Annotated in this window: 14 protein-coding genes; 8 read left to right on the top strand and 6 right to left on the bottom strand. The window is 72.5% G+C overall.

Translation table 11 applies throughout. From position 1 onward, the window contains the following. Nucleotides 1-90: 90 nt before the first annotated feature. Nucleotides 91-360 carry a hypothetical protein gene (locus tag ACFW9Z_RS35425; protein ID WP_384647697.1) on the bottom strand — a complete coding sequence of 90 codons (270 nt, stop codon included), beginning with the start codon at nucleotides 358-360 and terminating at the stop codon, nucleotides 91-93. Nucleotides 361-546: 186 nt separating this feature from the next. On the opposite strand from ACFW9Z_RS35425, the gene ACFW9Z_RS35420 reads away from it, so the two are divergent. From ACFW9Z_RS35420 to ACFW9Z_RS35390, 7 genes are all read left to right on the top strand, one after another. Then, nucleotides 547-1,167, top strand: coding sequence for a DinB family protein (locus ACFW9Z_RS35420; RefSeq protein ID WP_384647695.1), 621 nt, complete (start codon nucleotides 547-549; stop codon nucleotides 1,165-1,167). A gap of 120 nt (nucleotides 1,168-1,287) precedes the next feature. After that, entirely contained in the window at nucleotides 1,288-2,115 is an 828-nt protein-coding gene (locus ACFW9Z_RS35415; protein WP_384647693.1) for a PP2C family protein-serine/threonine phosphatase, read from the top strand. Between the two features lie 108 nt (nucleotides 2,116-2,223). Then, the gene (locus ACFW9Z_RS35410; protein WP_384647704.1) at nucleotides 2,224-3,219 is read left to right on the top strand and encodes an MASE1 domain-containing protein; all 996 of its coding nucleotides are present in this window, start codon (nucleotides 2,224-2,226) and stop codon (nucleotides 3,217-3,219) included. Between the two features lie 282 nt (nucleotides 3,220-3,501). Beyond that, complete coding sequence (locus tag ACFW9Z_RS35405; RefSeq protein ID WP_384647690.1) at nucleotides 3,502-3,696, top strand: antitoxin; 195 nt, start codon at nucleotides 3,502-3,504, stop codon at nucleotides 3,694-3,696. A gap of 235 nt (nucleotides 3,697-3,931) precedes the next feature. Further along, the gene (locus ACFW9Z_RS35400) at nucleotides 3,932-5,554 is read left to right on the top strand and encodes a sigma-70 family RNA polymerase sigma factor (protein WP_384647688.1); all 1,623 of its coding nucleotides are present in this window, start codon (nucleotides 3,932-3,934) and stop codon (nucleotides 5,552-5,554) included. A gap of 390 nt (nucleotides 5,555-5,944) precedes the next feature. After that, nucleotides 5,945-7,696, top strand: a complete 1,752-nt coding sequence (locus ACFW9Z_RS35395; protein ID WP_384647702.1) for an FUSC family protein — start codon at nucleotides 5,945-5,947, stop codon at nucleotides 7,694-7,696. Between the two features lie 33 nt (nucleotides 7,697-7,729). After that, entirely contained in the window at nucleotides 7,730-8,104 is a 375-nt protein-coding gene (locus tag ACFW9Z_RS35390; protein WP_384647686.1) for a VOC family protein, read from the top strand. Between the two features lie 60 nt (nucleotides 8,105-8,164). Here ACFW9Z_RS35390 and ACFW9Z_RS35385 read toward each other — a convergent pair whose 3' ends face one another. Together ACFW9Z_RS35385 and ctaD are read right to left on the bottom strand one after the other, a co-directional pair. Then, nucleotides 8,165-8,506: a hypothetical protein gene (locus tag ACFW9Z_RS35385; RefSeq protein ID WP_384647684.1), complete on the bottom strand. Its 342-nt coding sequence runs from the start codon at nucleotides 8,504-8,506 to the stop codon at nucleotides 8,165-8,167. Nucleotides 8,507-8,550: 44 nt separating this feature from the next. Next, nucleotides 8,551-10,281, bottom strand: coding sequence for a cytochrome c oxidase subunit I (gene ctaD, locus ACFW9Z_RS35380; protein ID WP_384647681.1), 1,731 nt, complete (start codon nucleotides 10,279-10,281; stop codon nucleotides 8,551-8,553). A gap of 250 nt (nucleotides 10,282-10,531) precedes the next feature. Here ctaD and ACFW9Z_RS35375 point away from each other — a divergent pair, with 250 nt between their 5' ends. Continuing rightward, nucleotides 10,532-11,218: an NADPH-dependent F420 reductase gene (locus ACFW9Z_RS35375; protein ID WP_384647699.1), complete on the top strand. Its 687-nt coding sequence runs from the start codon at nucleotides 10,532-10,534 to the stop codon at nucleotides 11,216-11,218. Nucleotides 11,219-11,228: 10 nt separating this feature from the next. On the opposite strand, the gene ACFW9Z_RS35370 is transcribed toward ACFW9Z_RS35375, so the two are convergent. The 3 genes from ACFW9Z_RS35370 to ACFW9Z_RS35360 are packed head-to-tail and all read right to left on the bottom strand — an operon-like array spanning nucleotide 11,229 to nucleotide 12,843. Continuing rightward, nucleotides 11,229-11,567 (bottom strand): Asp23/Gls24 family envelope stress response protein, encoded by a 339-nt coding sequence (locus tag ACFW9Z_RS35370; RefSeq protein ID WP_384647679.1) that lies wholly within the window; start codon nucleotides 11,565-11,567, stop codon nucleotides 11,229-11,231. After that, entirely contained in the window at nucleotides 11,564-12,286 is a 723-nt protein-coding gene (locus ACFW9Z_RS35365) for a hypothetical protein (protein ID WP_384647677.1), read from the bottom strand. Before ACFW9Z_RS35365 ends, ACFW9Z_RS35370 begins: the two co-directional genes overlap by 4 nt. Beyond that, nucleotides 12,277-12,843: an RNA polymerase sigma factor gene (locus tag ACFW9Z_RS35360; RefSeq protein ID WP_384647674.1), complete on the bottom strand. Its 567-nt coding sequence runs from the start codon at nucleotides 12,841-12,843 to the stop codon at nucleotides 12,277-12,279. The genes ACFW9Z_RS35365 and ACFW9Z_RS35360 overlap by 10 nt, the downstream gene beginning before the upstream one ends. Nucleotides 12,844-12,849 lie beyond the last annotated feature (6 nt).

Genomic DNA, 12,849 nt, shown 5'->3' with positions numbered 1-12,849 from the left:
GTCTCGTAGCGGAGCTACTTGGCCATTTCGGCAACGCTGCGAGCGTGCGTGCCAGGCGTCGCGCGGCAGGCGGCAGTTTGACGACAGGCCCTAGCGCACGTCGCCGCGCCAGTCCCACTGGTGGCCGTCGATCGAGCGGGGCCCGTACTCGGCGCGGCCGCCCGGTCCGTAGGCGCCTATCTCCGTGACCAGCCCGACCCCCTCGCGCAGGGCCTCGTCGCTCCAGCCGGTGACGTCCAGGAGAAGGCCGTCGAGCGGGCCGCCGACCAGCTCCCGGTAGTCGTGGCCCGGCCTCGGGCCGGGGTGCGGATCGTCGTGATCGGTGCCGTACACCCGTCGCTGCCTCATCAGCTCGTCCATGCAGGCAGCATCGCACCGGCCACTGACAACGGCCCGGCGTGCGGGTCCATCCGGCCACCGGCCGGGGTCCCGGAGACCCCGGAGGCCCCGCCGGGAAAGCGGATGCGGCCGGGCGGCCGGTGTGGAAGGGTCCCCGGCGGACCGGCCGGCCCCACGCGACGCCCACTTCCAGGAGCAGACCCGCCGATGACCGCGCCACCACGCCTCGTCCCCCTGCTGGAGCAGTTCGACTTCGCCCGTGAGCGGCTCACCGGTCGTCTCGCGGGGCCGCTCATGGACAGCGGCAACGGTGTCGGGATCGGCGTCACTCCGCTCACCGACGACGAGTACGTCTGGGAGCCCGTCCCGGACTGCTGGTCCGTCCGCCGCCGTGAGGCGGGGCCCGGGCCCCGCGCCACGGTGCTCGAAGGGCGCGGCGGCTGGGGCCGGGACTCCGCGCGGTCGCCGCACCCCTTCCCGCCGCCCTTCACCACCATCGCCTGGCGGCTCAGCCACCTGAGCGAGATGCTGACGCTCCGCGCGGGCCACACGAACGGCAGCCGCTCCCTGACCCGGGCCGACCTCCCCGTCCCCGGCGACGCCGCCGGGGCGGTGGCGGCGTTCGTCTCGGCGGCCGAGGCGTGGCACGGGGCGCTGAGCGGCACGGACGACGCCGCTCTCGACACCGTCGGATACAGCACCTATCCGTACGGAAGCGATGCCGAGGACCTGTTCGTCGACGTCGTCTGGTGGGTGAACCAGGAGATCCTGCACCACGGCGCCGAGATCGCCCTGATCCGCGATCTGTACCGGGCCCGGCGGCCCTGAGGCGCCCCGCCCGTCCGACACGGTGACGGCCTGTGAACGCCGCGGGCCCGTCGCCGGCGAAGTCGCCGCTGAGGGGTGCAGACCATATGATTCAGGGACTCACGCACCGCGGAGCAGCCAATGAACCGGCGTCGGACTCCCCGCTCAGTAAGCGCCGAGGACCTGCTCACCACGTTGCAGAGCCTCACTGCCCGCGCTCGGCGGGAGGTGGAATTCCACCAGGCCAGAGTGGAACTCGCGCAGGCCCTTCAGCGCGACATGCTTCCGGCGACCCTGCCCGCCCTCCCCGGTCTCCAGTCCGCGGCACGGTACGCGCCCGCCCGGGACGGCCTGGACATCGGCGGCGACTGGTACGACGGTTTCGCGCTCGGGGACGGCGCCCTCGGGTTCGCGATCGGTGACGTCCAGGGGCACGACGTGGAGGCGGCGGCCTTCATGGGGCAGGTGCGCATCGCCATGCGGGCGATCGCGGGTACGGTCTCCGACCCGGGCGAGGTGATGGGCCGGACCAACGACCTCCTGCTCTCCGTGGACTCCGGCCTCTTCGCGACCTGTACGTTCCTGCGCCTGGACCCGCGGACCTGGGAGCTGCACAGCGCGCGGGCCGGTCATGTGGCCAGTGTGTGGGCGACCGTGGACGGGCGGTCGGGCGTCACGGAGGACCCGGGCGGTCTGCCGCTGGGGATCCAGACGGGCGAGAGGTATCCCGTGACCCGGCGGACCCTGGACGCGGACGGCGCGATCGTGCTGCTCACCGACGGGGTCGTGGAGGGCCCGTCGCTGCTGATCGAGGAAGGCCTGGACCGGGTGCGGCGGCTGGTGGCCGCGCATGCGGGGGCGAACGCGGACGAACTGGCCGATGGTGTCCTGGGGGCGGCCGAGCTGACGGGGCACGAGGACGACGCGGCCGTACTGGTGCTGCGCCACGCGCCTGCCCGGTCGCGGTGAGGTGATGGTGATAACCCGGGGGGGGGACGCGGTGACGCCGTGACGCGGGAACCGTAGGGCGCGTGTCACCGGCGGCCTCCCCCGCGAGGTCGGTGTCTGATGAGAGCTGTGATCCGGAGCAAGGAAGCCAGACGTCGGGCCGTGTACGTGGCGCAGATCCTGGGCGTGGCCGGCGCCTACTACCTGTCGGGACGGGTCGGGCTGACGCGCCAGGTGGTGGTGGACGGTGCCGTGGTCACCCCGCTCTGGCCGCCCACCGGGATCTCGCTCGCCGCCCTGCTGTACCTCGGTGCCCGGATCTGGCCGGGCATCGCTCTGGGCGCGCTCTTCACGGTCTCCGCCATCGGCGACGCGTTCACCATGTCCCGGCTGGGCATCGTCCTCGGCAACACCCTCGCGCCGCTCGCGGCCTACGCGCTGCTGCGCCGGGTGGGCTTCCGCAGCGAGCTGGTCCGGCTGCGGGACGGGGTCTGCCTGGTCTTCCTCGGCGCGTTCGCCGGGATGCTGATCAGCGCCACCGCCGGCAGCGTGACGCTGATGCTCGACGACAAGGTCCCTCCGGGACGGTTCTGGCTGGTCTGGTCGTCGTGGTGGGCGGGTGACGCCATGGGGGTCCTCGTGGTCACCCCCGTACTGCTGGTGCTGAGCCGGGTGCGGTGGCCCCGGCTGTCCGACCGGTGGCCGGAGGCGTGTCTCCTCGCGGTGGTCGTGGTCGTGGCGGGGTTCTTCTCCACCAGGAGCTCGCTCTCCATGATCTACCTGGTGTTCCCGGTGATCATCTGGGCGGCGCTCCGCTTCCAGCTGCCTGGCAGCGCGCCGTGCGCCCTGGTGGTGTCGGTGCTGGCGATCACCGCCGGGACGGATGCCCTGGGCCCCTTCGCGGGGCACACCCTGATGGAGATCATGGCCAACCTGACCGTGCTCAACGGGTGCGTGGCGCTCACGGCGCTGCTGCTCGGGGCGATCGTGGCCGAGCACCAGAACATCCGCCATGAGACGGAACTCGCGGTGGTGGAACTGGAAGCGCTGGTGGAGCAGCTCGCCCCGCTGCCGGGGCCGCCTTCGGCGCGGTACGACGACGAGCCGCCGCACTCCGGTCAGTAGGGCAGCGGCCGGCCGGATGGGGTGCGCAGGTCAAGCGGGGGCGGCCCGGACGGGGGCGGGGGTCGACGGACAATGATGCGGATGCGGCCCATGGCCACCACCTCCTCCAGGTGACCGGTATCTGCCCAGCCCGCGCGGCTTCACACTTCCGGACTTCCGCAGGGGTTCCGCGACCCACCGGAGGGAGGCTGCGGACCCGGCCCCGGAAGGCGCGCGGATGCGGGCCGGGCCGGGTGCGGAGACCCTTGATGAGTGGGGGCGCAGAGGCGAGGAGGATCAGGCATGTCCGCACTGGACAAGATCAAGAAGATGTTCAAGGGCCATGAGGACCAGGCCGGCAAGGGCATCGACAAGGCGGGCGACATGGTCGACGACCGGACCAAGGGCAAGTACAGCGGTCAGGTCGACACCGCCCAGGACAAGCTCAGGCAGCAGTTCGGCACGGAGCGCGACCAGGACGGTCCGCCCCGCTCCTGAACGCGGCCGTCGGTGACCGGCCGGCCCCTGTCCGCTCGCACCTGGTCCGTGCCACGGTCGCCCCGTGGCACGGACCGCGTGCGCCGTCCCGGGAAAGCCTGCGAGGTGCCCGTGTGGCGGGAGGTGCTGGAAAGAAATCCGGGATGCTCATCCGATTCTTGTTATTGTCCGGCCCGCACCGCATCTCCCGAGTGTGGGAAGTGACAGCACCGGACCCCGGAAGAGTGAGCACAGCATGGGCAAGGATCACGGGACGGCCTTGATCGAGGCGGCGCGAAGCGGCGACCAGGGGGCCAAGGACCGGCTCGTCGCGTCGTATCTGCCGTTGCTGTACAACGTCGTCGGCCGGGCGTTGAACGGGCACGCGGACGTCGACGACGTGGTGCAGGAGACGGTACTGCGGATGCTGCGCAGCCTGCCCGAGCTCCGTGATCCGGAGAGATTCCGTTCCTGGCTGGTGGCGATAGCCATGAACGAGATACGCCGGCACTGGCGCGAGGGCCAGTCGGGGACGGTCTCCGCCGACCGGCTGGACGACGCGTACGACCTGCCCGATCCGCGCGCCGACTTCGTCGAGCTGACCATTTTGCGGCTCGGGCTGACCGGGCAGCGACGCCAGGTGGCGGAGGCGACGCGGTGGCTGGACGAGGACGACCGCGCGCTGCTGTCGCTGTGGTGGCTGGAGACGGCGGGCCAGCTGTCGCGGGCCGAGGTCGCCGCGGCCCTGGAGCTCTCGCCGCAGCACACGGCCGTACGCGTCCAGCGGATGAAGGCGCAGCTGGAGGCGGCCAGGGTCGTGGTGGGCGCGCTGTCGGCCGATCCGCCGTGCGTGCTGCTGGAGGACATCACCGCCGGCTGGGACGGGATCCCCTCCGCCCTGTGGCGCAAGCGGCTCGCCCGCCACGCGCGTGAGTGCACCGTCTGCTCGGGCCACGGCTCGGGGCTGGTGCCCGCGGAGGGCCTGCTGGTGGGTCTCGCACTGGTCCCGGTGGCCGCGGCCACCGGAGGGGCGATGGCCCCGGATCTCCTGCCGACGGCCGCGCACCTCACCGTGCCCCCCGAGAACGGGGCGGGCCGGGCCGAGCGCAGGCGCGGTCAGGTACGGCGGCGGCGCCGCAACTCGGCCATCGCGGCGGTCGTCGCGGTCGCGGCGCTCGGTACCGGCGGCGCCGCCGTACATCTGTACACCGACGACGAGGACCGGGACGCGACGACCCTGAGTGCCGGAGTCCCGTCCCGGACCGCGACGGCTCCGCCCACGACGGCCGCCCCCTCCCCCACGCCGACGACTCCTTCTCCGTCGGCCTCGGCCTCCTCCGCCTCCCCCTCGGCCAGCGCCTCCCCGTCACCGAGCCCTTCGCGTACGCCGAAGGCCTCGCCGACGAAGAGCGTCCGGCCCCCCGCCCCGAGCTCGGCCGCCCCGGCCCCGAAGCCCCCGCCGCCGCCCGCGCCCGCACCCCCGGCACCCGCGCCCCCGGCCTCGGAGGGCGGTCAGGTCCTCCAGATCGTCAACGCCGAGCGGGCGAAGGAGGGCTGTGGCCCGGTGACCTCCAACGACCTGCTGGCCACGGCGGCGCAGCGGCACTCCGCCGACATGGCGGCGCGGGACTACTTCTCGCACACCTCCCTGGACGGCACCAGCCCGGGCGACCGGATCACCGCTGCCGGGTACCGGTGGAGCACCTACGGCGAGAACATCGCCAAGGGGCAGCGGACCCCGGCCGATGTGATGCAGGCGTGGATGAACAGCCCTGGGCACCGCGCGAACATCCTGAACTGCTCCTTCAAGGAGATGGGGATAGGGAAGCAGGACTCCGGCGGCGGACCGGTGTGGACGCAGAAGTTCGGGGCCCGCTGAGCGGAACGCGACGGTCCCCGATGGCTGTCCTGAGGGCGGCCTCTTGCGGTGTTCTTTTACGGCGGCCTCTTGCGGTGGCTCGGCCTCATATCAGCGGCCTCTTACGGCGGCCTCTTTATGCGGACGCGGTGACCTACACCCGTACGCGGTGATCTTTCACCTGGTGGAAATGCGGCGGAAGTACCGCCTCGACCTCGCTGGTCCAGACTGACATCAGCGCCCAGGCCGAAGGTGTCCCCCGGCGGATCCCCCTCCCCTGTGGACTGGAGCCCGGTGGTGTCACCCGTCTTCCCCTTCGCCGTCCCGCCGCTGCCGCTCTGGCTCGGCCACGTCCTGCGTACGCAGCGCGGGCCGGTCCGCGGCGGGGCGGTGGTGCGCGGGGCGCTCGCCATGGTCCCGCTGCTCGTCGCGGTGCTCGCCGACCGGCCGACGGCGGGCGTTCCGGCGGCGCTGGGGGCGATGTTCGCCGGGATCAACGACCGGCCGGGCGGGCGCCGCTCCTCCGTTTCGCGGGTGGGGGTTCCCGCGCTCGCGGGCGCCACCGGGCTACTGACCGGCTCGCTGCTGACCGGCTCGCTGCTCCCGGCGGTCGGTCCGCCGGAGGCGGCGGTGTTCCTGCTGCCGGTGCTGCTCGGGGCGCTGGGGCTCCTCGCGGGGGCGCTCAGTGCGACCGGGCCCGTCGCTTCGGCGTGCGGTACGCAGGTGCTGGTCGCCGCCGTGATCGGGGCCGGTATGCCGCTCCCGGAGTCCGGCGGGGAGCGGGCGCTGCTGTTCCTGACGGGCGCGGGGTGGGCGCTGTTCCTGCGGCTGGTGCTGCCGTCGCCCCGGCGGACCGGCGGCCCTTTCCGGTACGACGGTGAGCGCGAGGCGGTCGCCGGGGTGTACGCGGCGGTGGCCGGGCTGCTGCGCGCGGCGGGCGGTCCGGGGGCTCCGGCCCGCCGGGCGGCGCTCACGGCCGCCCTCGACCAGGCGCAGGACGCCCTGTCGGGCCCCCGGCTGCGGCGGTACGCGAGCTCGGCGGCGGAGCGGCGGCTGCACACCCAGTACGCGGCGGCGCTGCCGCTGGCCGAGGCGGCGACGGCGCTGGCCTGGGCGGGTGAGCCGTTGCCCGGCCGGGTCGCGGAGGGGCCGGAGCGCCTGGCGCACGCGGTGCGTACGGGAAGCGCCTGTGGGCCGTTGCCCGCGCCGGTGCGCTCCGGCGCGGGGCTCCGCGCCCTGGACGACGCCCTGCTGGCGGCGGCGGAGGCCTTCGACCGCCGGGGCGGGCAGTCGCTGCGGACCGTGCGCGGGCGGCCGGAGCCCGTTGCGCTGCTGCGCAGGGCCTTCGGCCCGGCGGGCCGGGAGTACGGGTTCCGGGTGGCGCTGTGCTGCGGGGTCAGTGCGGCGGTGGCGCTCGCCCTGGACCATGAGCACTGGTACTGGATGCCCGCCACCGCGGTCTTCCTGGTGAAGCCGGATCTCGGGCCGCTCGTCTCCCGGGTGCTCGGCCGGGCCGCGGGGACGGTCGTGGGCGCCGCGGTGTTCGCCGGGTTCTTCGCGGTGGTGGCCGGTCCCCTGCCGGTGGTCGCCGCCGTGGCCCTCTGCGGGGCGCTGATCCCGATCGCCACCCGGCACTTCGCGGCCCAGACCGCTGTCGTGACGGTGCTCGTGCTCTGTCTCGTCGTGCTGGCGGGCGAGCCGCAGGCAGCCTGGGGCCGGGTGGTGGAGTCGCTGACGGCCTGCGCGATCGTGCTGCTGGTGGGGCATCTGCCGTTGCCCGGGCAGCGCGGCCGACGGGTGCGGGACGCGGTGGACACGGCGGTGGCGGCCGCTCACCGGTATCTGCGGCACGTACTGGCCCGCCCCCAGGACGGCGCGGGGCGGGGGGTGCTGCGCCGTGACGCCTACCGCTCGCTCGCCGTGGCGCGGGCCGCGCTCGACCTCTCGGCGGCCGAACTCCCGCCGGTCGCGGGGCACACGGCCGGTTTCGAGGCGGTGACCGGTGCGCTGGAACGCCTCGTGGACACGACGACGGCCTGTGCGGTCCATCTCCACGACCGGGCCGCCGAGCTGCCCCCGGCGCACGCCGAGCGGCTGGCCGCGCAACTGGCCGAACTCGATGCGGCGCACCGGGCGTCCGCGCGCTCCGGTGTGCCGGTGTGACGGCCCGTCCGGCAGCCCTCTTACGATGCGGTCATGATCGCTGAGGTGCAGTGCGTGGTTCTCGACTGCCGGGACCCGAGGGAAATGGCCGGCTTCTACGCGTCGTTGCTCGGCGGAGAGGTCGACCGTCCCGACCGGCGGTGGGCCCTCGACGACGACTGGTCCACCGTGCACACGGCCGGGCTCGTGCTGGCCTTCCAGCGGGTCCCGGACCACCGGCCGCCCCGGTGGCCGGGGCAGGAGTCGCCCCAGCAGACGCACCTGGACTTCGCCGTCACCGATCTGGACAACGCCCACGAACAGGTGCTCGCGCTGGGGGCGGCGCTGCTCGACGGGGGTGACGGGCAGCGTAGTTGGCGCGTCTACGCCGATCCCGCCGGGCACCCTTTCTGCCTCGTACGGCACTGACTTCACGCACCCCGTCGCGGGCGGTGCGACCGGGCCCGGCCGCACCGGATCCCGGCCCGCTCAGCGCAGGAGCAGCGTCAGCGACGTACCGATGACGGCGACCGCTCCCACGGAGGCGACCGAGAGCGCGACGCAGCGGGCCCGCAGCCGTTCGTAGCGTTCGGTGTACTCCGCGCGCAGTTCGGCGGCCCGGTCACGGACGCGGGTGAGGGAATCGCGGGAGACCGCGACCCGGTCGGCGAGATAGACGCGCTCCACGTCCTCGCGCTGGGCGGTGGTGAGCCAGGGCAGTTCGCCGGTGAAGCGGCGGGCCTGCCGCCGCGCCCTCTCGACCTCGGCGCTCCACAGCAGATAGCCCTCCAGCTGGGCCAGGCCCCGGGCGCTGTCCTTGTCGGGTTTCACACGTCCTCCTCTCGTCGGGCCGTCCGGGTCGGGGTGGACCACGCTCACTCCTGTCTGTCCCCCGGCGCCACGGTGGCGGAGGTGTCGGGCCGGTTGGCGGCCTCGTCGAGCGCCCGCACCGAGGGGTGGTGCAGGTCGAACGCGGGGGATTCGGAGCGGATCCTCGGCAGGGTGACGAAGTTGTGGCGCGGCGGCGGGCAGGAGGTCGCCCACTCCAGCGAACGGCCGTAGCCCCAGGGGTCGTCCTCGTGGATCTTCTTGCCGTACTTGGCGGTCTTCCAGACGTTGTAGAAGAACGGCAGGAGGGAGAGGCCGAGCACGAAGGAGGCGATCGTGGAGATCGTGTTCAGCGCGGTGAATCCGTCGGCGGCGAGATAGTCCGCGTAACGGCGGGGCATTCCCTCGGCACCCAGCCAGTGCTGCACCAGGAACGTTCCGTGGAAGCCGACGAAAAGCGTCCAGAAGGTGACCTTCCCGAGCCGCTCGTCGAGCATCTTCCCGGTGAACTTGGGCCACCAGAAATGGAATCCGGCGAACATCGCGAAGACCACCGTGCCGAATACCACGTAATGGAAGTGTGCGACGACGAAGTACGAGTCCGAGACATGGAAGTCCATCGGCGGCGAGGCGAGAATGATGCCGGTGAGGCCGCCGAAGAGGAAGGTGACCAGGAATCCGATCGCCCAGAGCATCGGGGTCTCGACGGAGATCGACCCCTTCCACATGGTGCCGATCCAGTTGAAGAACTTCACTCCGGTCGGCACCGCGATGAGGAAGGTCATGAAGGAGAAGAACGGCAGCAGGACCGCTCCGGTGACGAACATGTGGTGCGCCCATACGGTCGCGGAGAGTCCCGCGATAGCAATGGTGGCGGCGACCAGGCCGATATATCCGAATACCGGTTTGCGGCTGAACACCGGGAAGATCTCGGTCACGATGCCGAAGAACGGCAGGGCGATGATGTAGACCTCGGGGTGGCCGAAGAACCAGAAGAGGTGCTGCCACAGGAGCGCCCCGCCGTTGGCCGGGTCGAAGATGTGGGCGCCGAACTTGCGGTCCGCCTCCAGGGCCAGCAGGGCGGCGGCCAGGACCGGGAAGGCGAGCAGGACGAGCACGCCGGTCAGCAGGACGTTCCAGACGAAGATCGGCATGCGGAACATCGTCATGCCGGGTGCGCGCATGCAGATGATCGTGGTGATGAAGTTGACCGAGCCGAGGATCGTGCCGAAGCCGGAGAAGGCCAGACCCATGATCCACATGTCGGCGCCGATGCCCGGCGAGCGGACGGCGTCGTTCAGCGGCGCGTAGGCGAACCAGCCGAAGTCGGCGGCGCCCTGCGGGGTGAGGAAGCCCGCCACCACGATGAGCGAGCCGAAGAGGTACAGCCAGTACGCGAACATGTTCAGCCGCGGGAACGCCACATCGGGCGCCCCGATCTGCAGCGGCATGATCCAGTTCGCGAACCCGGCGAACAGCGGCGTCGCGAACATCAGCAGCATGATCGTGCCGTGCATCGTGAACGCTTGATTAAATTGCTCGTTCGAAATCAGCTGGGTTCCGGGGCGGGCCAGTTCGGCGCGCATCACCAGGGCCAGCAGCCCTCCGACGCAGAAGAAGGCGAAGGAGGTGACGAGGTAGAGCGTGCCGATCGTCTTGTGGTCCGTGGAGGTCAGCCACTTGACGACGACGTTGCCCGGCTCCTTGCGCCGTACCGGCAGTTCGTCCCCTTCGGCGGCATCGGTCTCCACCGTTTGCGAGATGCCCCTCGTCGTCACTGCGACGCTCCTTCGGTCAACGGCCCGTGTGGACTCGGCGACCAGGATGGACCCGTGGCGATCGGTCCGGTGGGACATCCTTCCCCGTCCCCCGCGAGCTCCCGGCAAGGACACTCAAATGGCCCACACCGGCCCGGCCGCGCGAGAAGTGCCCGGAAGCCGTCGCGGGTGGACCGCGTTTTCACTCTCCCACCCGGAATAGCTCCCCGGGGAGCGGAGTTGGTGAAGCGAAAGAACCACTTCTTCCCCACTGAGCAGGCATCGGAAGGTCGGCACCATGAAGATCGGCATTATCGGCGCGGGCAACATCGGCGGCAATCTGACGAGGCGCCTGACCGCACTCGGACATGAAGTCTCCGTCGCCAACTCGCGTGGTCCCGAGACCCTGACCGCCCTGGCCGAGGAGACCGGAGCCACTGCGGTGGCCGCGTCCGAGGCGGCGCGGGGCGCCCGTATCGTCGTCGTGACCGTCCCGCTGAAGGCCGTACCCGACCTGCCCGCCGGGTTCCTGGACGCGGCGGCGGAGGGCGCGGTGGTCATCGACACCGGGAACTACTACCCGCAGCAGCGCGACGGCCGGATCGAGGACATCGAGGACGGGCTGCCGGAGAGCCGGTGGACCGAGCGGCAGATCGGCCACCCCGTGATCAAGGCGTTCAACGGGACATACGCGCAGGACATCCTGGACCGGGGGCGTCCGCAGGGCAGCCCCGGCCGGCAGGCGCTGCCGGTGGCCGGGGACGACGCGGCGGCCAAGCAGGTTGTCCGCGACCTCATCGACGAGCTCGGCTTCGACACGGTCGACGCGGGCGGCCTGGACGAATCCTGGCGTCAGCAGCCGGGCACGCCGGTGTACGGCAACCAGGGCGACGCCGACACCGTCGTGAAGGCGCTGGCGGAGGCGTCGCCGGAGCGTACGGCGGAGTGGCGCGCCTGATCCGTTCTCCTCACACCACCCCCGTGACCGTCACCCGCACCGTGACCGACGGCTCGGCGCGGAGCGCGGCCAGGGTCGCGGCGTGTACGGCCCGGGTGACGTCGAGGGCGCGGTGGCCCCGGTGCAGGACGAGGCGGATGTCGATGTGCCAGACGCCGGTGGCCGCGTCCCGGCTCACCCGTACCCCCTGCGCCCGCGCACCGGACCCGGTGGCGGGGCGCGGGGCCCGGTCCACGGCCCGCGTCCGCAGCAGGTCCACGACGCCGGGGCGCAGGAAGGCGACGCCGGGGACGTCCTGGGCGGCCCCGGCCGCCGCTTCGGCGAGCCGGTCCCGGAGTGTGTCGGTCATCGCGCTGCTCCTCCCTCGCGGTGGCCGTCGTACTCGTCGCCGTCGCCGCGCCGGTCGCGTGCGTCGGCTTCTTCCCCTTCGTCCTCCGGGATGTCCACGGCTTCCTCCTCCAGGATGTCCACGACCCGCACGTCGGCCGCGCCCAGGCGGATGCCGATGTCCTGGTCGGCGACCTCGGCGATCCGTACGCGTACGGCCTCGGCCAGGTCCGGCAGGGACCGGTCCAGGCTCGCCGCGACCTCGACACGTACGTGGACGGGGCCCGTCGGATCGGCCGGGTCGAGCGGGGCGATCCGGCAGCTCCCGGCCCGTACCCCGGGCAGCGCGTCGACCGCCGCCCGCAGCAGCCGTGCGGCGGCGGCCTCGACGATCCAGTGGTCCTCCGCCGGTTCCCCGAGGGGAAGCGGACGGCCGGGGCGCAGTTCGAGCCGGACGAGGTCCATCACGCGGGCCGTGATCGCGGCCGTGGCCGTCTCCGGAACCCCGGGCTCCGCAGCGCAGGTACGGCGTACGGCATCGCCCAGGCCGGTGAGTTCGGCCAGGGCCGCCGAGCAGTACGGGCAGGCCGCCAGGTGCGGGTCGTCGGCTGTGCGGCCGGTGTCCCAGGCATCCCAGACATCGCTCAGCCCGCGCCCGCAGGCGAGCCGTTCCTCCTCCTCGTACCGGCCCTCTTCGTACCGGCCCTCTTCCGGCCGGCCCGGGTTGGCGCTCATCGCCATGCGCTCATCGCCTCCGTCAGGTGGCGGCGGGCGCGGAAGACCCGGCCGCGGACCGCCTGCAGACTGATTCCGACCGTGTCCGCAATGCTCTCGTACGACAGTCCCTGCATCTCGCGGAGCACCCAGCAGACACGCTGTTCGGGCGAGAGGCCGGCCATCGCCTCGGTCAGCGCGTCGGCCGCCGCCCGCGATTCCACGGCGCGGACGGGCGAGGCCTGGTGCTCCGGGGCGGCCTGCTCGGGGACCGAGTCGAGGTCGGTCGCCGGTCTGCGCGACCGGAGCCGGTTGAGGCAGCGGTTGGTGACGATGCGGTGGAGCCATGTGTGGAACGAGGCGTCCCGGCGGAACTCGGGAAGTTTGCGCCAGGCGCTGACGAAGGCGTCCTGAACGGCGTCCTCCGCGTCCGCCCGGTCCCCCAGGAGGCGCGCCGCCAGTTGCAGCATGGCGGGGCTGTGCCGTCGTACCAGCGCCTCGAACGCGTCCTCGTCGCCCTCCCCGGCCCGTACGACCAGCAGTGCCTCGTCGGCCCGGGCGCCTTCCGGCGCCCGTTCCGTCATCTGATT

The sequence above is a fragment of the Streptomyces sp. NPDC059452 genome (genome assembly GCF_042750035.1).
Taxonomy (GTDB): Bacteria; Actinomycetota; Actinomycetes; order Streptomycetales; family Streptomycetaceae; genus Streptomyces.
The sequence above is the reverse complement of the archived record's forward strand: the minus strand, read 5'-3'. Positions and strand labels throughout refer to the sequence as shown.